The sequence below is a fragment of the Vogesella indigofera genome (assembly GCF_028548395.1).
GTDB classification, from domain to species: Bacteria; Pseudomonadota; Gammaproteobacteria; order Burkholderiales; family Chromobacteriaceae; genus Vogesella; species Vogesella indigofera_A.
In genome coordinates, this window is the sequence record NZ_JAQQLA010000005.1 from 256,373 (window position 1) to 278,909 (window position 22,537).

The 22,537-nt window shown below is 56.1% G+C and carries 17 protein-coding genes and 1 pseudogene; 11 read left to right on the forward strand and 7 right to left on the reverse strand.

Features of this window, described 5'->3' with window-relative positions; all coding sequences use genetic code 11:
* Positions 1 to 276: 276 nt before the first annotated feature.
* Positions 277 to 576: pseudogene (locus PQU89_RS11780) on the reverse strand (YkvA family protein); the annotation flags it as partial.
* Positions 577 to 735: 159 nt separating this feature from the next.
* Between PQU89_RS11780 and PQU89_RS11785 the strand changes: the two are divergent.
* The 5 genes from PQU89_RS11785 to PQU89_RS11805 all read left to right on the forward strand — a co-directional run bounded on the left by PQU89_RS11785 (position 736) and on the right by PQU89_RS11805 (position 7,966).
* Entirely contained in the window at positions 736 to 1,221 is a 486-nt protein-coding gene (locus tag PQU89_RS11785; protein WP_272766006.1) for a VOC family protein, read from the forward strand.
* A gap of 572 nt (positions 1,222 to 1,793) precedes the next feature.
* Positions 1,794 to 4,637: a TrlF family AAA-like ATPase gene (locus tag PQU89_RS11790; protein ID WP_272766007.1), complete on the forward strand. Its 2,844-nt coding sequence runs from the start codon at positions 1,794 to 1,796 to the stop codon at positions 4,635 to 4,637.
* Between the two features lie 495 nt (positions 4,638 to 5,132).
* On the forward strand, positions 5,133 to 5,972 hold the full coding sequence (locus PQU89_RS11795) for a TIGR02391 family protein (RefSeq protein WP_272766008.1): 840 nt from the start codon (positions 5,133 to 5,135) through the stop codon (positions 5,970 to 5,972).
* A complete protein-coding gene (locus PQU89_RS11800; RefSeq protein ID WP_272766009.1) occupies positions 5,965 to 7,248 on the forward strand; it encodes a hypothetical protein in 1,284 nt (427 codons plus the stop codon). The genes PQU89_RS11795 and PQU89_RS11800 overlap by 8 nt, the downstream gene beginning before the upstream one ends.
* A gap of 7 nt (positions 7,249 to 7,255) precedes the next feature.
* Complete coding sequence (locus PQU89_RS11805; protein ID WP_272766010.1) at positions 7,256 to 7,966, forward strand: hypothetical protein; 711 nt, start codon at positions 7,256 to 7,258, stop codon at positions 7,964 to 7,966.
* Between the two features lie 377 nt (positions 7,967 to 8,343).
* Here the strand turns inward: PQU89_RS11805 and PQU89_RS11810 are convergent, their stop codons facing one another.
* From PQU89_RS11810 to PQU89_RS11825, 4 genes are all read right to left on the reverse strand, one after another.
* Positions 8,344 to 11,505 (reverse strand): helicase-related protein, encoded by a 3,162-nt coding sequence (locus PQU89_RS11810; protein WP_272766011.1) that lies wholly within the window; start codon positions 11,503 to 11,505, stop codon positions 8,344 to 8,346.
* On the reverse strand, positions 11,502 to 13,298 hold the full coding sequence (locus PQU89_RS11815; protein ID WP_272766012.1) for a phospholipase D family protein: 1,797 nt from the start codon (positions 13,296 to 13,298) through the stop codon (positions 11,502 to 11,504). The genes PQU89_RS11810 and PQU89_RS11815 overlap by 4 nt, the downstream gene beginning before the upstream one ends.
* 5 nt (positions 13,299 to 13,303) lie before the next feature.
* Positions 13,304 to 14,497 carry a DUF6361 family protein gene (locus PQU89_RS11820; RefSeq protein WP_272766013.1) on the reverse strand — a complete coding sequence of 398 codons (1,194 nt, stop codon included), beginning with the start codon at positions 14,495 to 14,497 and terminating at the stop codon, positions 13,304 to 13,306.
* A 381-nt stretch (positions 14,498 to 14,878) separates the two neighbouring features.
* Positions 14,879 to 15,760, reverse strand: coding sequence for a WYL domain-containing protein (locus tag PQU89_RS11825; RefSeq protein ID WP_272766014.1), 882 nt, complete (start codon positions 15,758 to 15,760; stop codon positions 14,879 to 14,881).
* A gap of 447 nt (positions 15,761 to 16,207) precedes the next feature.
* On the opposite strand from PQU89_RS11825, the gene PQU89_RS11830 reads away from it, so the two are divergent.
* Genes PQU89_RS11830 through PQU89_RS11845 form a run of 5 tightly spaced genes read left to right on the forward strand, consistent with a single transcriptional unit; the run spans position 16,208 to position 19,519 of the window.
* Complete coding sequence (locus PQU89_RS11830; RefSeq protein WP_272766015.1) at positions 16,208 to 16,909, forward strand: multiubiquitin domain-containing protein; 702 nt, start codon at positions 16,208 to 16,210, stop codon at positions 16,907 to 16,909.
* Positions 16,906 to 18,300, forward strand: coding sequence for a HesA/MoeB/ThiF family protein (locus PQU89_RS11835; protein ID WP_272766016.1), 1,395 nt, complete (start codon positions 16,906 to 16,908; stop codon positions 18,298 to 18,300). The genes PQU89_RS11830 and PQU89_RS11835 overlap by 4 nt, the downstream gene beginning before the upstream one ends.
* Positions 18,301 to 18,314: 14 nt before the next feature.
* Complete coding sequence (locus PQU89_RS17215; RefSeq protein ID WP_502654464.1) at positions 18,315 to 18,644, forward strand: ubiquitination-like system serine protease family protein; 330 nt, start codon at positions 18,315 to 18,317, stop codon at positions 18,642 to 18,644.
* A gap of 43 nt (positions 18,645 to 18,687) precedes the next feature.
* Positions 18,688 to 19,011, forward strand: a complete 324-nt coding sequence (locus PQU89_RS11840; protein WP_272766017.1) for a hypothetical protein — start codon at positions 18,688 to 18,690, stop codon at positions 19,009 to 19,011.
* Positions 19,012 to 19,060: 49 nt separating this feature from the next.
* The gene (locus PQU89_RS11845; RefSeq protein WP_272766018.1) at positions 19,061 to 19,519 is read left to right on the forward strand and encodes a hypothetical protein; all 459 of its coding nucleotides are present in this window, start codon (positions 19,061 to 19,063) and stop codon (positions 19,517 to 19,519) included.
* Between the two features lie 498 nt (positions 19,520 to 20,017).
* On the opposite strand, the gene PQU89_RS11850 is transcribed toward PQU89_RS11845, so the two are convergent.
* Complete coding sequence (locus PQU89_RS11850; protein WP_272766019.1) at positions 20,018 to 21,031, reverse strand: alpha/beta hydrolase; 1,014 nt, start codon at positions 21,029 to 21,031, stop codon at positions 20,018 to 20,020.
* 35 nt (positions 21,032 to 21,066) lie between these two features.
* Positions 21,067 to 21,492 (reverse strand): organic hydroperoxide resistance protein, encoded by a 426-nt coding sequence (locus PQU89_RS11855; RefSeq protein WP_272766020.1) that lies wholly within the window; start codon positions 21,490 to 21,492, stop codon positions 21,067 to 21,069.
* Positions 21,493 to 21,634: 142 nt separating this feature from the next.
* Here PQU89_RS11855 and PQU89_RS11860 point away from each other — a divergent pair, with 142 nt between their 5' ends.
* Complete coding sequence (locus tag PQU89_RS11860; protein WP_272766038.1) at positions 21,635 to 22,468, forward strand: AraC family transcriptional regulator; 834 nt, start codon at positions 21,635 to 21,637, stop codon at positions 22,466 to 22,468.
* The last annotated feature ends 69 nt before the right edge of the window (positions 22,469 to 22,537 follow it).

Consider the following 22,537-nt stretch of genomic DNA (forward strand, 5'->3'; position numbering starts at 1 on the left):
TTCCGCTTCTTGTAGGACAACGGCCGGTTTGCACAAAATTTCGGACGCATTCGACAAGAGCAGGCTAGCCAGCCCATATTTCAAGTTAGGAATGACGTACTACGCCAAGTTTCCAGGACCGGCGAAGACTATGTACCAAATACCGCCGAAGAGGTTTCTTCAGGCAATAGGGGAAATAGCTCCTTGAAGGGGGGGCATCTCAATCCGGTAACCGCCTTTCAAGCAAAGTCTGGGTCAGCCCTGCAACAGGATTACCGCTCCTGTTCTGCAGACAAGCCAAATCAGCACAAAGACTGCTGCCGTTACGCGACTTACCGGACGGTTCTCTGCCGCAATCGCACGTTGTCGGAACTCTTCCATCAGTTCATCAGGAATCAGACGGACCACCAGCAACACGCCTAGCGGTACCAAAATCAGATCATCCAAGTAACCGATGACGGGTATAAAGTCAGGAATCAGGTCAAGGGGCGACAAGGCATAGACGGCAACCAACAGCGCTAGTAGCTTGGCATGCCACGGTGTTCTGGGGTCAAGTGCGGCCAGCCACAACGCATGAACACCACGCTTGAGGACTTTGCCCACTGCCGCAAGCGTTGCACCGGCCTCTGACCCCTGAAAGGGGTTGATGCCGGCATTGTCGCCCGCTGGCTGTCAACGCTCTTCCAGGCACTCGCCGACGCCGGAAAGGTCTACGCTTTAAGCAGTCGGCACGCGCCGCAGCCCCCCGGGAGAGCCATGATGCTCAGCAAGAATACGATCTGCCTGTGGTACGACGGCGACGCCTTGGATGCCGCCAGTTTCTATGCCCGCACCTTCCCCGACAGCGCTGTCGGCGCCGTACACCATGCGCCGGGCGACTACCCCGCCGGCAAGCAGGGCGACGTGCTGATGGTGGAGTTCACCGTGGTCGGCATCCCCTGCCTGGGCCTGAATGGCGGCCCGGACATACAGCACAGCGAGGCGTTCTCTTTCCAGATTGCTACCGACGACCAGGCCGAAACCGACCGCCTGTGGCACGCGATCATCGACAACGGCGGCCAGGAAAGCGCCTGCGGTTGGTGCCGCGACCGCTGGGGCCTGTCCTGGCAGATCACCCCGCGCGCGTTGATCGCGGCGGTGACCGACCCAGACCCGGCTGCTGCCAGGCGCGCCTTCGTGGCGATGATGGACATGACGCGGATCGACATCGCCGCGATAGAGGCGGCGCGGCTGGGCCGCTAGCCGACAAGGTTGGCCGCAAGGCCGGCGCCAGCATGCAAAATCCCGCCACTCGGCGGGGTTTTTCATGCTCATCACTGCCTTGCCTTGAAGTCCCGAACCATCTCCTTCGTCACATCGCTGGCATAGCAAAGCGGGGATTCTCCACCGGGTCGGCTGTAAGCACTCCTTCTGCCACATGAACGGCCATTGCTTGTCGTGTTGTATGGACAGGGGCAATTGCCATAGTAGCTGTCGATCGACTCCTGAATGATGGCCTGCTTGATCTGCTCATCTGACATCGCTTTCTTCGCATGAACCGGCGACGCCGCCTGAATCGATCCCTGATTCGTAGACTTTTTCGAGCCTCAGTGCAGTCACTGGTCAATGACTGTAGTTAGCCGATAACTGTCATGCTAGCACAAAGGCATGATCGGCTGCTGTGGCCGAGAGCTGGTCATCCACAATAGATTCGACTCTGACGCTGGGTATTGCTCAAGATGGGGTGGACGTCGGGCGCATCAATGACGAATGGTTACTTTACGTGTATAAGCGGCCATAGAGGCAATTCACATTGCAAGAATAAGGAAACGATCATGAACCTTAATTGGAGCTATCCCGGCGCTCGCTGGTGGAAGTTTGACTTCCACACGCATACTCCTGCCTCCAAGGACACCAGTGCATGGCAAGCTGTCATCGGCACTCAGAATGAAATGACGCCAGAGAAATGGCTGCTTAAGTACATGGCTGCCGAGATCGATTGTGTGGCTGTCACCGACCACAATAGCGGTGAGTGGATCGACAAGCTCAAATCGGCGTATGCCCAGATGAAGAGAGACGCGGATTCAGGCGCTGCGTCGGAGGGATTTCGCGAACTGCATCTGTTTCCTGGCGTAGAGATTTCGGTTCAAGGCGGCTTCCACCTGCTGGCGATATTTGACACATATGCCTGTAGCCAGACCATCAGCGACTTGCTCGCAGTCGTCCGTTACGACGGTACGCGAGGCGACAGCGATGGAGTCACTCGTGAGGGTGCTGCAAGAGTTGTCGCGGAGGTGTTGGCTGCCGGTGGAGTGGTCGTTCCTGCCCATGTTGACAGTGCCAAGGGTCTGCTTCAGGTCGAATCTGGGACACGCAAGTGCCAACTCGATCCGAACACGGTGAAGCAGGTTTTGCTGGAGCCCGGCATCCTAGCTCTAGAATGGGTTGATCTGACTGCCCCCAAGCCTATGTTGCTGGAAGAGTTGAAGCTCTCATTTGCCAGCGTTGTCGGTAGCGATTGCCACAGCTTTCAGGGGGCTGCCGTACCAGGCTCACGCTATACCTGGATCAAGATGGCAATACCCAGCCTGGAAGGCCTGCGATTGGCTTTGCTGGATGGGCAGGATGTGTCGGTTCGCCGTAGCGACGACGGTAACGGCTTTAAGCCGTTCGACAGACCAGAACATTTCATCGAATCCATCGAGATCTACAAAGCGCAGTGGATGGGCTTGAGCAAAAATGGCGCACGCTTGGCACTGAATCCATATTTCAATGCTTTGGTTGGTGGCCGTGGAACGGGAAAATCCACGGTAGTGCACGCACTTCGCTTGGCATTCCGACGCAATCAGGAGCTCACAAAAGGATCAGAGGCATGGCAAACTTTCGAGGGCTTTGCGAAGCCACTAAAGGGGCAAAAAGGGGGCTTACGCAACGAGACACAGATTCGCATTCGGGTCAGCCGAGACGGTACGCCATACCATCTCTTATGGCAGCAAGATGAGCTGGGGCATGTGGTCGAGGAATGGGATACCTCGACCCTATCTTTCAAGCCCTCAAGCAGTCAGTCGATCAACGAACAGCGCTTTCCGATCCGCTTATTCAGTCAAGGGCAGATTGCAGCATTGGCTGGTGACAGCCAACAAGCATTACTGAAGGTGATCGATGATGCCGCAGGCACCAGAGCAGAGCAAGCCGCTTTTGACGAAGCCATGCGCGGCTTCTTTACGACTCGTGCACAGATGCGGGAGATCGACGGGAAGCTGCTGGGCCGCGATGCGTTGAATATGGCCTTGGAGGATGTGCTGCGTAAGCTGGCTCGATTCGAAGGAGCCGACCATGCCATAGTATTGAAAAACTACCAGCGAAGTAGCAGACAAAGTCGTGAGTTGGAACGTCAGTTCGAAAGTACCGGGGGGCTTGTCGCACGCTTGCAGGACTTCGCGCAGGAATTGCTTGCAGAAGACCTACCGGAGAGCTTGTTCGATGCGACAACCGACGAATCTGCACTGAAGATTATTCAGAAACTGCATGATGCCATCGGCAAAGCACGCTCAGAAGTTGAGCGCATAGCCACCCAACTGGATGAACAGAACAGTATTTTCAAGGCTGAGCTGAATACGTCAGCTTGGTCTGTCCAGGCTACTAACACCAAATCCACCTATGACAAGCTGAAGGCCGAGCTGCAGCAGCAAGGGGTCAACGATCCAAGTGAATATGGGCATCTCGTGCAGGAGAAGCAACGACTTGAGACCGAGATCAAGAGAATGGATGCGCTGCAGAAACAGTGCGATGTTCTCAAAGAAAAGGCCCTGGCACAGTTGGAAGAGGTCAAAGTGGCACGTCGAGCCATCAGTGCCCGCCGCGTGACGTTTCTGCAATCTACTCTGGAAGACAACCCCTACGTGCGTATAGCGCTCATACCGTATAGCCGGGATGCACGTGCTATCGAGCGCTCTTTAAGAGACTTGTTGGGCGCAACCGAGGGCAAGTACACGGATGATCTCTATCAGGAGGGGCAGGATGATGCCCCAGCCAAGGGAATAGTTGCCGATCTCATCGAAGCTGCTGAGCTAACTGAGCAATCTGGTGAATGGGATACGTTGTCGTTTGAGGCATCGATTCAGGCGCTGAAGATCCGCCTAGGAAAAGCATGCAAAGGGAACGGTGATTTTGGCGGCTGGTTCAACAAGTTTTTGAAGGGCGAAGCCGACAAACGCCTGGAACTCATTGATCACATACGGTGCTGGTTCCCAGAAGATGGCCTGCAGGTTGAGTACAGTCGTAAGGGGGACGGTAAAGACTTCCAGTCCATTGGTCAGGCTTCTGCTGGCCAGCGTGCAGCTGCCATGTTGTCATTCTTGTTGGCCCATGGCAACGAGCCGTTGGTGCTTGACCAGCCCGAAGACGATCTGGACAACCACCTGATCTATGGCCTAGTCGTTCAGCAGATTCGCTCGAACAAGTTGCGGCGGCAGCTCATCATCGTCACCCACAACCCGAACATCGTAGTGAATGGTGATGCGGAGTTGATCCATGTGCTGGATTTCAATAACCAGTGTTACGTCAAGCAAAGTGACTCACTACAAAACCTGAAGATGCGTGAGGAGGTATGTCAGGTGATGGAGGGAGGCAAGGAGGCTTTTGAACGCCGTTATCAACGATTGGGAAGAGCGGTTTGATGTACGTAACGTCGTTGACATGCCCTGAGTGGCCATTGGTGTATCGGCTCAGATTAGGTAGGCACATTGTAACCATTAGACAAGTGCTCGCATGACTGCTTAGAGCCGCATACCAGTCGCATGTGGCTGTCGATGTGAACGTCTTCTATGGCCGATCAGTTAACTATGCATCAGCAAGGTCGACGGCATTTCGGCCAAAGCCGACGAAAGTGCTTTAAAGTGACTTTGACCGTTCCATATGGGAAAGCGGTCAGATCTCCGTGGCAGGGTCACCTGCAGGCTTGCAAGTGCCTACAAAGTCATCATGACATTCTTCTATGACAATGATTTCAAGGTGGTTATCATAGAACACTATTTTGAAATGCATAGGATGAAGTTGTGGTCTTCCAAGTTGCCAAGATACAAGGGATAAATGTAGGGATCAAACTGCTCAACGTCATCGCCGACAAGGGCTTGCAGGCCATAATTTGATGCTCAGAACAGCGGAGACAGGCATTGGCGACACTGATTACTCCTTTCAACTCCCAGCACCTTGAAGCCGCCTGCCGTATCTTGGCCGATACTGAACTCGGCTTGAGTGGCACGCAGATTGCGCGATTACTGCAAGAGATCAAAGTTGCTGACACATCGCCCGGCATATCCAAATGGCAACGTTTGTTCAATGCGCTTGCTCACGTGCAGAACCAGCATCAGGTCGGCAACCATCTCATCATGTTCATCAATCGCGCGATGAGCCCTGTGAACTATGCTCGCGACCCTGCGACGTTCGCCTGGCGACGTGACGAACTCAATGTCGTTCTTGCTTTCTCCGGCTTCTATGTGCGTGAAGATGGCAAGGTTGGGCATGCAGACAAGGCAACAACACTTGATGCTGCTCGCGCACGCGCCGGGCGGCTCAAAGCGGCGCTAGAAAGCCGCACCGTCCACACGGAAGTGCTGAACTATTGCCGCGCCGAGTTGCTGGACGAAAACTACTTCCATGCCGTCTTCGAGGCAACGAAAGGCGTCGCAGAGAGGATTCGCCTGCTGTCAGACCAGAACGGCGATGGCGCTGACCTGGTAAACAAGGCATTCGCGGGCCAGCAGCCCATTTTGGCCCTGGGGCCACTCACTACTGAGTCAGAAAAGAGCGAACAGAAAGGCTTTGCCAATCTTTTGATCGGTCTATTCGGTGCCGTTCGCAATCCGTTGGCCCATGCTCCCAAAACGAATTGGCCCATGTCCGAGCAGGACGCGCTGGACATTCTGTCACTGGTATCGCTGATTCACCGCAAGCTGGATGGCGCCGTGAAAGTAGCAACCACATCGCTACAACAGGATGGCAAGAATGGATGAGGCGGTCGTTGTCTTTTCTCGAAAAGGGATTTTCCAGACTACGATTGCCGCGCGCGAAGTTCGCAGCCGGGAGCATGCCCGCAAGTTGTGGCCGCTGGTATCTCCCAGCGCATCACGGCAGATGGTGACGTGGGTCAGCCCCTCCTTTGAGAACGGGAAGTTGCGTCGGAGATCCCATTTCCGGGTTCTTCCTGCCCAGCACACCTATAACCCCAAAGCGCACTTCGACGATGAAGAAGCCTGCCGGTGGCACTCCGTGCAGGAAAGCCCCGAACATCAGCGGGCAAAAGAACTTGTCGCGACCGAACTTTCCCGACGCTTGAATGCCGGGCTTGCAATGCCGTGGGCGTTTAAGGATGCGGATGCGTCGGACTATCCGCTGGAAGGCAACTTGTTGCTCGGTGCCGACCGGGTGGCAACCGAGTATCCCCTGGAGACGCCATTCGGCAGTAAATTCCGGCTCGACGTTGCTGTGCTCGGGCCGCCGGTTCAGACTGAGCCTATGGTGCTAGGTGGTGTTGAGATCGAACTTGGTCATGCCTTCGATGGGCGCAAAGCACTGATAGGGAAATCGCTCGGATTTCCTCTCGTCTCGATCGACATCACCGAGATGACGCTGGCCGAACTCACGCCCGAGTGGGCACAGCAGGTATTGACTGCAACCACACGGAGCCACGAGCAAGGACGTCGGCAGACCTACATCTATCTCCACGACCTGCTGTACCCCCTCTACGCGCAACTGCCGGCGTTCCTGGACGATGAGCAACGCCACCAGTTCCTTGTGTTTGCTGACGACGGAGCCCTGACCAAGCTGGTGCGCTGGATAAACCTGCTCGCCGAAAAGTTGAAGTACCCGAAAAGTACGGTCGCCGTTGCCCTGGTCAATGGCAAGAACGAACAGTCGCGCAAGATGCTGGAGCGCGCGGGACAAGTCGTTGGCCCAGACTGGAAAGAGTTTAACAGCCAGCGATGCCTGCGGCTGACCCTACCCCGACCCAAAGGCCCGGCGGATCTCCAGGCCCATCGCTTCCACATGACGATGGCGCGCATCCTGATGTCACACACAGATGCGCTCGTTGGCTACAAGTATTGCAATGGCGTGGACAACCACCTCCCCGAAGAAGACGTGTGGGTTGCACGCCATTGGGCTGCCGATTTCAAAACCTATACCGACCACCGAGTATTGCCAAAGCGACTGGCCGAACCGATCAACAGGTTGATCGCGGTGGTCTCGGACTTACGTCGCAATCACGAGATAACCGCCCAAGAGGTGTAACCATACGATGCCGGAAATCATCCTTCGGGCAAACACTGCGGCGGAGCTGAGGGCCAGACTTGCCGAACTGGACATTAATGTGCCCATGCGTTCGGCGGGCCGCAGGAGTCATCATGCAGAACGCTACTGTATCGCATATTTGCTTGCGACACTGCCGATTGAACAGCTCTCGTTTCCTCTGACCCTTACCCACTCCGACAAGCCGGATTTTCTGTTAGCGATGACTGGCGGTGATGTCGGGATCGAGCACACGGAAGCAGTGCCGGAGAACATCGCACACGCGGATTTTCTGCGTGAAAAGGAGGGCTTGGGACCGGAGGTCTACTTCACTCCCCGCGCTACGCCCGGGGAGCCTCGGAAGACAGCTGCGCAACTCCGCAGCGAGATCGAGGCAGATGCGCCTGGTTGTGGCTGGGACGGTGATTCACCAGAGCGCGAATGGGCTGCAGTGATGGCTCACTTCGTCACAGAGAAAATCCCCAAGGTGACGGCCAACGGCTTCGTTCGATATCCTGCCAACTGGCTGATCGTCTACGACAACTGGCCGCTACCCGCCGTCAACTACTCCAAAGCGGCATCGTACCTAGCACCCTTCTTGGTGGACATGGGTGCCTTCTCGGTATTCGATGCGATCTTTGTCCACAACGATTCTCGAATGTGTGAGTTCCGCGATGCACCGATCAACCACACGCTGATTAAGCCAGGCTTGATGCGCTAGATCCATAAGCAAGATTCGTTTCCCGACGCTCAGCCGTCGGGCTCGCGGACGGGGCCCCGCGCTTCGCGCGAGTCGCGGCCATCTGGCTTTGATCACTGACACCTCCGGCCCTTGAGGGCCTGCGCACTGCGCTTGCCTGCCCATGCCTTCGTTGTGAGGTGAATATAGGAGCCTGGACAATCCAAAAGGCAGGTCGTCGGCCTGAACGGTCATTCGACAGGCATGCCTGTTCAGGCTGCAGTGTCATGGTTACCGGCCGTTCAACTTTGATTGACGTCGAACGCCTGCATCGCGATCCATCGAACTCACACTCCCGACCCACTGCGGTCATACGATTGGGCGATCTCATTGTCCAAAAGTGGTCGCTCAGCCTAGCATCAGTAGTCCGGTGCGATGTCCAACACCGGTGGCGTCAGGTCGATGCGCCATTTGGCAACGGCAGCCTGACGCCGTTCTTCGTCAAGGTCACCGAGATGCGTGAGAAGCTCTTCCTGACGCGGCTGGCCGAAGACGAGACGGTAGAGCGCCAGCCCGCGCTTGAGCCTCTGCAGGTGTATCTCATCGCGGGATAAGGGCAGCAGCGGAACCCTTCGCTCGATGCGCGCACCGCCTTCTGTCTCGAACAGCCAGAAAGTCTTGAGGTCTGTTCCGCGTTCTTGCTTGGCGAGCTCGAACAGGACCTTCCAAGGATCTTGCCCAACCTTCCAATAAGAGCTCAGGCCCACCCGCCCGAATACACTCGCGACGTTCTTTCGGACGGCGTGGCCCTTGTAGCGATGGACACGTCCCTCGCGCTGCTCCATGTCCACAGGATTGGAAGGAAGGTTCCAGTGAACGATGGCGTGACACCAGATGTGGAAGTCGAGACCTTCTTGGCCAACGGAAGTGGACGCGAGCACGAACGGACGGAACGGCGAGTTGAATGCCGACCGAACGACCTCGGCCCGGGTCTCTCCTTTCTCGTCCTTCAGGTCTCCGAAGCGAAGCGCGAATTGGCACCTCACCTTGAAGGGTACAACTTCCATGCGTCCCCGGGTGGGCTCCAGATTGAACTCATCTACTGACAGCGGTACGGCTCGAATGGAGAGACTGGTGCTGATCTCGGCGGCAACCTTGGTGACCCTCTCTGCGTCAGGCGCGCCTGCAACCCCGAGAGACTCCACAAGCACGTGCACTTGTTCATCGAGGAGCGAACCCAGATTGCCGTCCAGGCCGTGTTGGAGTGCGAGCTCCCAGTAGGGCCGTGTCGATGTGTCCCGAAGGATGGTGACAGACTCGCGCACATTGAGGAGCGACTGGAATGCCATGCCGATGCTCGAGGACGCATTCAGCAGGGCTGGGTCATCCCAATCAGCTGTGATGCACGACCGCTTGAGCGATCGAAGCGCGCAGACCGCTGGGCTGGCGAGTGCGAGTCTGGCCAGCACTCGCGCTAGGTCAGTAGGAGGCGGTCCAAGCTTGAGGCCGCCCGCATCGCTTACGGCTCGGATGAACATGGCCACATGCACCGAATGCTTCGACTCGCCATCCTCAGGATCGTCAACGCCTCGCCAGGTCTGCAGCCACTGTGCGATCGACGGACTCTTGGCGCCGTCCAAGAGTGCGACTGCGGCCCAATACCATCGCTCATCGGGTCGCGAGCCAGTGGTTTGATGCTTCGCAAGGTGAGGGCGCAGAGCCTTATCGAGCCTCTCCTCGACCTCGTCCAGCACCCATTGCTGACTGGGTAGGTCGGCTGACTTCAGGGACAGCTCGACTGGATCCACGATGCCGGCCAGGGCTGAAGAGGGGTGCATGAGTAACAGTACCGTCATGCCTGTCGGGCTGCCGTCAGTCTCCTGCCTGAACCGAAGTGGCCTTGGGACTATCGTCTCGTAGTTGCGGCCCGAGTCCATGGCAACCTGACTATCGGTGAACGCCAGGCGTTCCGCCTCATAGGAGCAGAGCGCCGCGATCGCATCAGGGACAACGTTCCATGCCGAGAAGACCAAGGACTTGGTCTGAGTGGCCAGACCCTTGAACGGGCCGGCAGGTTCCCATGCGGGAAGTGAAGGCGGTAGCCACAGCACTCGCCAGAGGCCGCGGCCAGTCGTGTCTCTCATCAACGCTCGCAAGCGGGCGTTTGCAGGCGCGACGGCAGCGAACTTCTTGAACCTAGTCTTGGTGAGGAGGCCTCGTCGATGGCGCTGCAGAAATGCAATCAGCTCGGCACGACGTGTTCGAGTCAAGCCATCGATGTTGCGACGCAGCTCATACCCCTTCATGAGGTTGATTGCGTACGGGGTGGACTTCCAGTACTCGATGGAGTCTCTCGCGTCCGCCTTGAGCGACGCTCCGTCAATAAGAACAGCCTGCGCCAGGTCATCGACCTCGATAGGCGCTGGCACTGAAGGCTCACACGTCATCGCGTCTAGGAGTGTCGTGCTCGCGACGCGCTCTGTGCGGCACATGACCTGCTGCAGCCTTCGCTGGAGGACATCTCTGGCCGGCTCGGTCTGCAGCGTCGACGAAGTCGATGAGAGGTCGAGCAGGTCGCGCCTGAACCTATCGAGCTCGCCCTTGACCTCCTCAACAGCTCGCTTGGAGTTGAACAGAAATCCGAGCGTCCTCAGAAAATCCGGGTAATGGTCATCCTCCTTTTCATGGTCGAGCGACAGCATCTTGTAGGGCGTCGCAGACAGAAGGAGAACTCGGGCTGTCTTGTGGTCAAAGAGGGCGTGCGCCAGTTCGGACGCCGGATCTTCGTCTTGGAGCAAATGGCGAAAGCGCTGGAACTCATCGACGATGACAAGTCTTGGTGTCAACGCCTCCAGGCAGATCCGGGCCAAGCGTTGACGCAGCTCACCAATGACGGCGTAGCGCTCTTCGCTGTCTTGGGGAGGAATTTCTTCACGGTAGGTCTTGAACTTGAGGGAAAGTCCGCGCAGTCCTTCAAAGAACGCCTCGTCTGCCCGGAGACTTTGGATGTAGCGCTCGGCGATGTCGGGATCAAACGCTTCGGTCTGCTTGGCCAGCGCATTGGTCCAACCGCTCGGGCGAGCGGTCGCATGGAGAAGGTTCGCGAGTCCATCCGAATTCAGGCCACTACCCTGGAGCATTCGGAAAATGAGGATGCGCTCAGGAAGCCATCCCCCTTGGGACTTGAGGTCAAACGCGGTGCCAGGTGTGAAGCTGACGAAGTTGATTCGGTTTGCAGCCAAGTTCTTGACGTGAAGGGGCAATAGCGTGAGCCGGCTCGCGAGCGAGAAGTCCTTCTGGCCCAGTACATTCAGCCGAGCGACGTTCTGGTGGGCGATGGCTGCGTTCGAGCAGATGTAGACAAAGTCTGCGCGCGCCTTGCTGTCTTTCAGGTGCTCGATCGTTTTGGCGATCACACCTCGAGCCACCATCGTCTTTCCCAGGCCGACCTCGTCTGCGACGAGGAAGCGCCTCGTCGGCGTCTCGGCGAGGAACATGCGATGGAAGACGTATTCGACCGTTCGTCGCTGGAAGTCTTTGAGACTGCGAAGTGTCTCGTCGGCGGAAAATGGCATCGTCATCGTCTCTTTCTGGCCCTGGCCGCCTCGAAGACCTTCCAGACTGAGTCGAAGGCTGGCGGCACGACGTCCCCGTTATCGCCAGCGTGGCCTCTCAGGTGTTCGACGACGCGCGCGACGTCATCGAGTCGCTTCGGCTCGCGAGACCACACTCGAACAAGGTCCTCCAACAGTGCTGCGGAGTCGTCGAGCCCCTTCTTCCACTCGAAGCCCTTGCCGTGGCCTGTAGATGGCTCGGCAGGAAATTCTTGGTCGAAGCCACCGAGAAGAAGCTTCAGGTACCGCACGAACCCTTCGCGATTTCGAATGACCCGCCGCATGATGGCGGCCTCGCGATCTTCGGGCGCCGTCAGTGGCAGATTGAGAACGAACATCAGGCGCTGGCCGCTCAGGCTCAGCGAGAGCGCCACTAGGCCAGTGATATCGGCTGATTCCACCGGGGGAAGCAGCAGCGCCTGCGCTTCCATGAGCGGGGCGGCATCGACTGCGGTCTCAGGCGCCTGGGAGAGCAACCACGCCTCGACCAGGGCGCTGGAGACTTCGATGTCTGTAGGCGACGTCAGTCGAACCTGCCAGAGGCCGTCAGACGCTTGGATGCACTCCGCCTTAAGTTTCGAGTCCGAGATTGCTCGTCGGAGGTTCTCAAGTTGACTGCGTATCTCTTGGGCCTCGGCATCTTCGGCCGCGCAAACATCCTTGTCGGTGAATGGGGCCAGAACTGCACCGAAGCCGCTCTGGGACAGTAGGTCGGTGACTTGCCCGACTTTGCTGTGCTTGCCGATAAGTTCGACCAGGACTTCCACATTGGTGCCGGCGACCATCGCTGCATTGGTCACGTTGGCCGAGCCGACATAGAGATGCGTCATCCACGCACGCCGCAGCAGGATGGCCTTTGCATGCAAGCCGACGAGGTCTGGCGATGTTTGCTCCTCACCATCTTCAGTCTCGGCAGCGTCGTCAAGAACGTAGCAGGCGTTGAAGCTTGCTCGAGTCTCCGCACTCAGCGCCGACAGAGTGTCAGGCCGGGAGATGAGTGACACGCGCTGTTTGGCGTTACCGCAGACTTGGGCGACGGCGGTGTCAGTCAGGAACGGAGAGATGAGGGCGATCTCATCGGCGGGGCCGGGCCTCCACGGCGTCTGCTTGAGCCCGAGTACGTGGAATTTCACTTCCTGCCAGTCGGCCGGGGGCGCGAGCTTGGTACACAGGAGGTCGTCGGTCAGTTCGGTGAGCTGCTTTTTTCGAGATGTCTTGAGGCGGGAGACCGCCCAGTCCGGCAGCAGCTTGAGTAGGTCGCACAAGGGACGGTTCTCTGGCTGGGGCGCTCGTAGAACTTCGCCCTCCAAGACCAGGGACAGGTCCCAGCATCGGTCGGAGGTCAAATTTCGAGACAGGACGCCCAAGCGGACCAGGGCGGGGCGTTGGTTGCTGGGATCTGCAAAGCGCAGAAGCCAGAGCTTTGGATGAAAGGCTCCGCCGCCCGGCGCTCGCACCTCGGCGATGGTGGACTCGAGCATCGAGAACAAGGCATTCCCATTGCCAGGAACAGCAATCTGACCTCGGTCTGCGAACACCGTCAGTCGCTTGGCGACCCGCTGCAGCGACTCTAGAAGTCGGATGGGGTCTTGGAGGATAGAGGCATCATCCCGATTGGCCATCCAGGCCAGATGGACCGGCACGCCAAGGAGGCTCAAAGGATCGAGCGAGTAGGTTGTCGCGATTCCCTTGTCGAACACCAGTCCCAGCGGAGGCGTCAACAGGCTGGTGAGAAGGCTGCGGTTGTTTGGATCGAGCATATGCGTCAGCTTCGGCGAAGTGCCGGCAGAAGGTCGCCCAGGAAGTCATTGGTCGTCGGCCACCGATACACCAACCGGTTCAAGCCAGAGCTGCCGCCCCACTGGTTCAGTGCTCCTCGATTGGTGAAGCGAGAACGTGACTTCTTGAGCGTCCGCTCGCGACGCTCGATCAGATCTCGGGCTGAGTCATCCTCGGCGAACTCACCCCGGGTGGCGATCAGACGGGCAGTCCAATCCGCCACGAAGCCCCGCGTTGCACTCGAGACCGGATGACCACGACTTGCCAGAACGTCCCAGAGCTCGCCGAGGTTCCACTTCTTGATGTCCGAGAGGCTTGCGCGCTCCCGCCACTTTTCAAGCCCCTCGCGATGGTTCTGACCGAGGGCTTCGTCTTGGCGCTTGTCTGCCAAGCAGACGTTGTAGAGCCATGCTGCGCCCTCGACGACGTCCGACAGGAGCCGTCCGTGTTCCAATAGGTCACGCGCCGGCTTAGGAAACGAGCCGAGCTGGTGGTGAAGCCAGGGCTCGCGACAGTCGTCAGACCTACCGTAAAGGACAAGCCACGACAGGAGGCTGTCGGGGCAGCTTGTCGCGATGCGATCACGTAGGTATCGAGCTTCGTCGGGACTGATCTTCAGACTGAGCTTGGTCGGGAACCCTTCGGGCGCAGCGGGCAGACCCAGATGCCATGTTGTCAGCGATGCGTTGGGGTCCGCATCGTCGTCGTCTTTCCGGCGATGGGCTGCCCGCTTCAGGGCAAGGGCTGGTGCGCTACGAAAGTAGTCGCTCTGGGAGCCATCAAAGGCCCGGATGCCCCACGTGCGCAGGCCAGCCCAGTAGACCGAGCTCGGTAGCCGCTTCAGATTCCCCTTGGACTGGGCACCGAAGATCCCACGCTCATTGCTGTCCAAGAGCGGCTCGACCATGGACAGCTCGAACTTGCGAGACTCGAGCGAGAAGGAACCTGGCGCCAGACGCCGGCTCTCGAGCTCTCGATACATCCAGGGCACTAGCAGCATGTAGCGCAGACGAGTCTGGATCGTTGACGTTCCTGGGAAGAGTATGTCGGCGATGCCGTCCCGGATCGAGCCGATACCCAGTTCGTCTCGACTTTCCTTCTCTCGAAAGAGCGACAGTACCCGCAGGCTGCGGTCTCTCGCGGCGGAGTCATGGTCAAGCCAAGTCAGGGAAGATGCCATCGAGCCTTCTTTGTACTTTGCGAAGCTACGCTGTTCGTAGATGTGCTGTTCTCATTTTAAAACGGATTTTGAGGACGGCTTTCGACATCGCGCCCAAAAATTCTCTGAATCGCCCCTGCTTTTGTGGAAGCCGTCAGCTTTGGGCGCTACTGCAGCCGTTCAAGCAGGAGGAGCTGAACGTCGGCAATGGCCGATCAGCAGCCCGCCCTTCGCGGTAAGGCCCGGTCGTCGGCGAAAGCTACAATCAGGGCTGGATGCATTAATCGGCAGCTTCATGGCGCTCTCCTGCCATCGAAAAATGACTACGAAAACCGGGGAGATTCAGAACTGCAACAAGCGCAAGTGGAAAATTCATTACCGTGAAAATACCAACATTGATTCTTACTTGGTGTTTGGTGATTTGTATCCAGGGGCTAGCTTTGCACTTTCGACACCGTACAAAGCTAGCGGGTCCTTTAGCCAGAGACGGAATGCTTCATCAGCAATGCAATGGTCTGGGGAACAGTCAACATGCCATTGCCTCAAAATATACCCCGCCATAGCTGCTCTGAGTTTGAGATGTAATACTCCACCTTCCATGCCATAGTCTCGCTGAACCAGCTCATTGGCGCCACGAGCAGGGTGCGGTACTAGATCCAACTCAACAATCCGATTCCATTGAATATCGTTAGTGGCTAACTCATGCTTTTCAATCGCAGAGTTTGTGAGCAACTGTGCATCGTCCATTCGACTAATAACGAAGTCTATGAATTTCCCATTTTTGCGGTCATAGGCACGGGTATGCCAGCGCATGCCATCGCAGGCTAGCGCAAATGGAACGATTTCACGCCTAGACAGGCCACTCGAGTTTGAGAAGTACTGTATGGAGACGGCTTTGCCGGTGTGAATGGCTCGAGTTACAGGAGCCAAGATGTGAGTGTCTATGCGATTGAGAGTTGGCGGAACTTCACAAGTGATTAGTGGCCCTGCGACAACATTCACGCCATCGCCGAAGCCTTGAGACAAGGCAGTAAGAACACGTGCGGGTATGTGTTCAAAAATCGGTGCAAAGAATTCTCCGGTTATATACGTCTTAGACGTGCCATCGAACTCCATGTTGCTGGGAGCTAGTTCTTTGTACTGTCCGAAGTCACGAGTTGCTGCAGCTGGTGCAATACCGAAGCGGTCTGTTAGGTCCGCGCGGCTTACGCTCCCTAAGAAGTAGAGGCGGAACTCAATATAGGCGAGTCGTTCTCGTTGTGCTGGCGAGAGTTGCTCCAACATGGCTTGTCCTAGGCGATAGATGAGGGGTTTTCTTTGCTGAGATTGTAGTTTGTTTTATGGTATCAATCAAAAACAAATATGAGTGTTGACATCATCAAAATGATGATGGTACATTGCGGATGGTATCGTATGCCCATAGAAGGTTTGCAGCACGACTTGTGCTGAGTGGTCATAGGGATACTGTGTTGTAAGAACGTGCAGAGGCCCTAGCCTGATGAAAGCTAGGTCAAGACGGAGAGGAGGAAGAAAATGAAGCAGCAGAAGTGAAACGAGGCAAGCTTGGAGGCTTGCCCCGAGTGAAATCAGCATGAAGCGCTGACTCCGGTTTGGTCGCCTACAGTCTCGCTTCGCTGGTCCTCGTTGTCAAGTTTTCCCATGTATTTCCCCTGTTATCGCTGTCGCAATTTCGACGAGCGAGGGGGCAACTTACTCATAGGAATTTGAGCAATGACTACCAATATCGAAGTTGTAAACATCGAAACCTACGCCAAGGCCAACAAGCCGGTTCCTGCCGGACATAAGTATCAGATCAAGATCGACAAGCAACTGTACGTTGTTGAAGTCGAGCAGATGACGGGGCGAGACATTTTGATGCTCGCAGGCAAGATTCCGCCTGAACGCCATATCCTCCAACTTAAGGAGGGCAAGAGTGTTCGCAAGATTGAGCTCGATGAGGTTGTGAGCTTCCTGGCTCCGGGAGTCGAGCGCTTTATGACTATCCCGAACGAGGTGACTGAAGGGGACGCGAGTTTTTCGCGACGCCAGTTTGGCCTGCTGGAAGAGGATGAGCGCTATCTGAACTCCTTGGGCCTTCCTTGGGAGGCGGTCACGGAAGGTGGCATTCAGCGCGTGGTGATTCATAGCTGGCCGGTGCCGACCGGGTACAACGTGGAGCGTGCTAGCGTTAACGTGCAACTTCCCCCAGGCTATCCCGACACTCAAATCGATATGGCATATTTCTACCCGGCACTGAGCCGCCAAGATGGGCGAGCCATTGGTGCTCTGTGTCCGGATAGTTTTGATGGTAAGACGTGGCAGCGCTGGTCACGACACCGTACAGCAAGTAGTCAGTGGCGTATCGGTACTGACTGTCTCGAAACGCATATGGCATTGGTTGCCGATTGGCTGGCAATGGAGTTGCGCAAATGACTCCAAAGTATTCGTTAGCCTTGTCTGGCAAACATTATGAACAGCTAAAGCAGCACCTTTTTCCTGGTGACGGCAAGGAAGCCGTAGCACTCGCCCTTTGTGGTCGCTCCACAGGTGATCGGGGGCACCGTTTTCTGGTGCACTCGCTCTTTCCTGTGCCTTACGAGGTGTGCCGAATTCGAGAGGAACATCGGGTGACATGGTCACCTGAGTCCGTGGTGCCCGCCCTGACAATGGCGCTGAATCAAGGGTTCTGTATCGTCAAGATTCATAGCCATCCCAACGGTTATGACGATTTTTCTCCAACAGATGATCGCTCTGACGAGGCATTTTTCTCCTCCGTGTTTGGCTGGCTCGATTCTGATGAAGCGCAGGCTAGCATGATCATGCTGCCTGATGGATCGATGTTTGGCCGCACTATCTGGCCGGATCATATTGGTGAGCCACTAGAAGAGATTCGTGTTGCCGGGGATGACATCCTTGTCTGGAGAGATCATGTGTCCCAGGGTGATACACCTGAGCATGCTCGACGGATTGCACAGACATTTGGAGAGAAGACCTACGGTCTTCTGAGTTCTCTTCGGGTTGGTGTGGTTGGGTGTTCTGGCACGGGAAGTATCGTGATTGAGCAGCTGGCAAGGAACTGTGTTGGAGAGCTTGTGCTCGTCGATCCAGACCATGTCGAAAGTAAGAACCTCAATCGTATCCTCAACAGTACGTTGGAAGACGCTCAGCAGGGACATAGCAAGGTTGAAGTCATGCAGCGTGCCATTGCTTCAATGGGGCTGGGTACCAAGGTGTATGGCTTTGAAGTAGACCTGATGAACGAGGAAGTGATACGCAAACTTGCATCTTGCGACGTGCTCTTTGGCTGCATGGACTCGGTTGATGGTCGGCATGTACTCAATAAGTTGGCAAGTTTCTACCTAGTTCCCCTTATTGATGTGGGCGTCCGCATTGATGCGGATGGGGGGGGTGGTATCGACAAAGTCTGTGCAGCAGTTCATTACATTCAGCCTGGTGGTTCCAGTTTGATGAGCCGTGGGGTCTACTCGCAGGAGGATCTGGACGCGGCATTTATGAAGCGGCGGAACCCTGAGCAGTATTCACAATTGCTTAAGGACGGCTATGTACGAAATGCGCGGGTTGATCAACCGGCAGTCATTTCAATCAACATGCAGGCTGCATCGCTTGCTGTGAATGAGTTTTTAGCCAGGGTCCATCCCTATCGCGTTGAGTCGAATAGTGAGTATGCCTATCGTTGTCAGGTTCTGAGTGACCCGGCCGCAAGCCTAGACTCGCCTGATGGTCAGCCTTGTCATAGCTTTGAAGCAAGGATGGGCTACGGCGATGTGAAGCCGCTTCTTGGGCTTCATGGTCTGTTGAACTGAATTAGGAGAGATAGATGTTGTGGCTTCTGCGCTGGGTTCAGCGGTTTCTTGGCATTAGTCCAAAGTATCGTGTCTGCAAGCAGGAGGAGTTACCTACTGCATTAGATCGTTACACGCTCTATTTATTAGGGGATGGGGAATGCTACTGGATGGCCGCTTTAAAGTGTCCATGCGGTTGTGGTGATCTGATCCAGCTTTCATTAGCTAGTTCAGGTCATCCGAGATGGGCTGTAGATATGAGCCATCCTCGCGAAGCCTCACTTCATCCATCCATACATCGGATGGCAGGGTGCAGAAGCCACTTTTTTCTCAAAAAGGGTAAGGTGGTGTGGTGTAAACCTTGAAGGGTTGAGTCATCACATCATGTCTTGTCGTGAGGAGTATTCAATGGATCGTATTTTCGAATTAGTCGCTTTTATTTCAAATGCGTATTTTTCTCGACCGCGCGACCCTGTGCTTATCGCTCGATATGGGGCGGTGCGTGGTGCAATTGCGTTTGGTATCCCTGGCCTTTTTTTGATCAGTGTTGTCATGCTGATGTTCCCTGACCTTTCCCAGGGAAGTGCTGCCATGCGACCGTTGTTTGAGATTCTTGGTGCCGTGACCAATCGGATTCTGATTGCCTCGGCGATTACAATGCTAATCAGCATGTTTTTCATGCTGCGCTTGGCTTACACATATATTGACCCTGATCATTTCGACTATCAATGAGATACCTTCGTAGAATATTTCACGTCATGCGTCTTGATTCGGAGGCTCCATGCCTGACATTGCAGCTATTGGAACAATCCTAAGTAGCCTCAAGACCGCTACAGACATCGCCAAGTTCTTGCGTGAGACCGACCTTTCCCTTGAAAGAGCGGAACTCAAGCTCAAACTGGCTGATCTTGTGAGCGCCCTTGCTGACGCCAAGATAGAAATGGCGTCCGTTCAGGAAATCGTTGCAGAGAAGGACAGGCGAATCCAAGAACTGGAAAATGCATTCCAATCCAAAGACACCTTGGTCCGAAGCCGGGATGCCTACTACCGGAAGGGTGATGATGGGCAACCCATTGGTGAACCCTATTGCGTTCGCTGCTGGGACGTCGACCACAAACAGTATCGCCTACAGCATGAGCCGAAGGATCGCTTCGTGAGGGTATGTTCAGTGTGCGGCACTCGCTATGATGCGCGTATGGTTCAAGGCATTGCTCCGGCCAATGCACAACAAAACGCATAACCTTGCGCTCAATCGGACCTGCGCGAAAAGCCGCACAGGCCGGTTAGCTCCGCGTTAGTGCCCGCTTCTCCATGAAGGCATCGACTGCTTTGGGTCGAAAGGGAGTGTTCCCCAAATCAGAAAGCTGCCCTTCGGCTGCGGTGCAAGGGAAATGGTTTGAATGTGGCTCTGAACGGGCACTCAAGGCCGATGGGATGAAAGACCGCTTCGGCAGAACAGTTGCCGGAGGAAAGCTCCGCCTAACTGTAGATCATCTTTATGGAAAGCGCTGTGTCGACGTGGAGCGACTTCTGGGGGACTATTTTGAGGTCGCCGCCATGATAGCGGGTGTATAGTTTTCACTTATGCGTGGATAACACAGCTCATTTTTCTCGTAATGATCAGCTGGGGTTGGCTAGCCTGGCCATTTCACATAATCTCACCCGCCAAAGAAGTTATTAGCCCCAATGCGGCGCCGAAGCCAATTCAGCTTTAGCGCAGCATTGGGGCAGCAGCGCCTTACCAGAGACGCAACTTCAGTTCCTCGCTTGCTTGATGGAGGGCTGCGCGCGTAGCTGGTAGTGCAGACAATACATTGAGCAAACCAAAGTCGTGGATCATCCCGTTGTAGCGGGTTGCCACCACGTTGACACCGGCAGCATCCAACTTGCGCGCGTAGGCTTCGCCTTCATCGCGCAATACGTCTTTCTCTGCGGTCTGCACCAGTGTGGGCGGGAGTCCCCTCAACTGTTCCGGTGTTGCCAGTAGCGGCGATGTGTAGATTTCTTTGAGCTGTTTCGGGTCGGTCGTGTAAGCATTCCAGAACCATTTCATCATGCCCTTGGTCAGGAAGTGATCGTTAGCGAACTCATCATAGGAAGCGTTTTCAAAGTTCGCGTTTGTCACCGGCCAGAACAGCACCTGAGCTCGCAGTTTTGGTCCACCATTAGCATTGGCCATCAAGGCAACCACGGCTGCCATGTTCCCGCCGACGCTGTTTCCCGCCACCGCTAGACGCTTGCCATCGACCTGAATCTGCGCGCCGTTTTCAGCAACCCATTTTGTTGCAGCGTAAGCTTCATTAATGGCCACTGGATAGCGGGCCTCAGGCGAGGGAGTGTAGTTGACGAACACCGCTGCGGCGCCAGAGTCTGCGACCAGGTCACGCACAAAGCGCTCATGGGTTGGGTAGTCGCCCAGAATCCAGCCACCGCCATGGAAGAACATGAAAGCGGGCAGGACACCCTTGGCACCAGCTGGACGAACGATGGTCAGCTTCAGCGGCTTACCATCCACTGTGATAGTTTTTTCACTGATATCGGCAGGAGCAAGCTTGGCACCCTTCTGTGCGCCGATCAGTACATTGCGAGCATCTGCCGGAGACAGCGTCTCCAATGGCTGACCGCCGCCCTTTGCAAGCGCTTCGAGGAAGGCTTGGGTATTGCGCTCGACACCGGGGCTACCTGCTGCCAGCGCGGAGCCCGCCACCAGGGCGGCGACTGATACCGCAACAATCTTGAACTTGAGTTTCATGATGTTTCCTTCAGGTTGAGTTGTGGCGCGCTGCTTCAGACAAGGCTAAGGCGTACGTCGATGTTGTTGCGAGTGGCGTTAGAGTACGGGCAGACAATATGGGCCTTGTCGACCAACTCCTGCGCCTGCTCTCTCGGCAGATCGGGCACACAGATTTGCAACTCAACCTCGATGCCAAAACCTGTAGGGATGGCACCAATCCCAACTGTGCCGGTGACGCTGGTTGTATCCGACAGCTTCACCTTCTCCTTAGCTGCTACGAACTTCAGCGCACCAAGGAAGCAGGCCGAATAGCCCGCGGCAAACAGCTGCTCAGGGTTAGTGCCTGGGCCGCCGGCACCACCCAGTTCGCGAGGTGTAGACAGCTGAACTTTCAGGGCGCCGTCCGAGGATTCGGCACTTCCTTCCCGGCCGCCAGTAGCCGTGGCTTGGGCGCGATACAGTACTTTTTCGATCGACATGATGTACTCCTTGTGACTTGATCTGGTTGCGTGGAGCCGTTTGGCAGAACGAACTATACGTCTGGAGAAAATACTAAGAGTCACATAAAATCTCCAAAACTTGATAAGGAGTACTATTTTGACTGAGGCATGTACTGATCGTTTGGATGCGCTATTGAGTCACTTTCCTGTTCGTGCTCGCATGTTTCATTCTGGTGCTTTGTGTGGGGTTACAGACTTCTCTGCTCCATGCGAAGGCGGCCAGATCCACCTAGTCCGAGCGGGGACGATGGATGCCATCCATCCAGGGCGACCCACATTACATGTGAGCGTTCCCAGCCTGCTGTTCTATCCGCGCCCTTTGACACGCCGTTTTGTCACTGATGCCCAGCGTGGAGCCGACCTGGTGTGCGCGGAGCTGCATTTCGATGGGGGTGCCGAGAGCCCGATTGTGGGTGCATTACCTGACGTGATCTGTCTTCCGCTCGAAAGCATTGATGGTTCCAAGCAGATCCTAGAACTCCTCTTTGAAGAAGCCTTCAGCAATAATTGCGGTCGGTATGCATTGGTTGACCGACTATTTGAGGTCGTGTTGGTCCAGCTACTTCGGTATCTGATGGAAACAGACCAGATTCGCGGCGGCATGCTGGCTGGCTTATCGCATTCCAAACTGCGAAAAGCACTTGTAGCGATGCATGAGCAACCGGGACAGGAGTGGTCGCTGGAGGCATTGGCCCATATCTCGGGGATGTCTCGCAGCGTTTTTGCTGGCACCTTCCGCAGCGTGGTCGGGTGTACTCCTGGTGTCTATCTTCAAGGTTGGCGCGTTAGACTGGCGCAGCAGGCATTACGGCAGGGTAGGCAGTTGAAGATAATCGCGGTTGAGGTCGGCTATGGTAGTGAGGCCGCCTTGTCCCGGGCATTCAAGGCTCAATGTGGCATGACGCCACGAGAGTGGCGGCAGCGCAGGGTGTTGGCTGACACCTCAGAGTCTTGAACTGCACCTAACGGTAGTGCAGGAGGACGACGGTGGGTACTTCTGCGAGAGGAGGTTTTACGTGGAAAT

Coding starts and splice junctions, on each gene's coding strand:
- PQU89_RS11785 (WP_272766006.1), top strand. CDS start 736: ATGATGCTCAGCAAGAATACGATCTGCCTGTGGTACGACGGCGACGCC.
- PQU89_RS11790 (WP_272766007.1), top strand. CDS start 1,794: ATGAACCTTAATTGGAGCTATCCCGGCGCTCGCTGGTGGAAGTTTGAC.
- PQU89_RS11800 (WP_272766009.1), top strand. CDS start 5,965: ATGGATGAGGCGGTCGTTGTCTTTTCTCGAAAAGGGATTTTCCAGACT.
- PQU89_RS11805 (WP_272766010.1), top strand. CDS start 7,256: ATGCCGGAAATCATCCTTCGGGCAAACACTGCGGCGGAGCTGAGGGCC.
- PQU89_RS11810 (WP_272766011.1), bottom strand. CDS start 11,505: ATGACGATGCCATTTTCCGCCGACGAGACACTTCGCAGTCTCAAAGAC.
- PQU89_RS11815 (WP_272766012.1), bottom strand. CDS start 13,298: ATGCTCGATCCAAACAACCGCAGCCTTCTCACCAGCCTGTTGACGCCT.
- PQU89_RS11820 (WP_272766013.1), bottom strand. CDS start 14,497: ATGGCATCTTCCCTGACTTGGCTTGACCATGACTCCGCCGCGAGAGAC.
- PQU89_RS11825 (WP_272766014.1), bottom strand. CDS start 15,760: ATGTTGGAGCAACTCTCGCCAGCACAACGAGAACGACTCGCCTATATT.
- PQU89_RS11830 (WP_272766015.1), top strand. CDS start 16,208: ATGACTACCAATATCGAAGTTGTAAACATCGAAACCTACGCCAAGGCC.
- PQU89_RS11835 (WP_272766016.1), top strand. CDS start 16,906: ATGACTCCAAAGTATTCGTTAGCCTTGTCTGGCAAACATTATGAACAG.
- PQU89_RS17215 (WP_502654464.1), top strand. CDS start 18,315: ATGTTGTGGCTTCTGCGCTGGGTTCAGCGGTTTCTTGGCATTAGTCCA.
- PQU89_RS11840 (WP_272766017.1), top strand. CDS start 18,688: ATGGATCGTATTTTCGAATTAGTCGCTTTTATTTCAAATGCGTATTTT.
- PQU89_RS11845 (WP_272766018.1), top strand. CDS start 19,061: ATGCCTGACATTGCAGCTATTGGAACAATCCTAAGTAGCCTCAAGACC.
- PQU89_RS11850 (WP_272766019.1), bottom strand. CDS start 21,031: ATGAAACTCAAGTTCAAGATTGTTGCGGTATCAGTCGCCGCCCTGGTG.
- PQU89_RS11855 (WP_272766020.1), bottom strand. CDS start 21,492: ATGTCGATCGAAAAAGTACTGTATCGCGCCCAAGCCACGGCTACTGGC.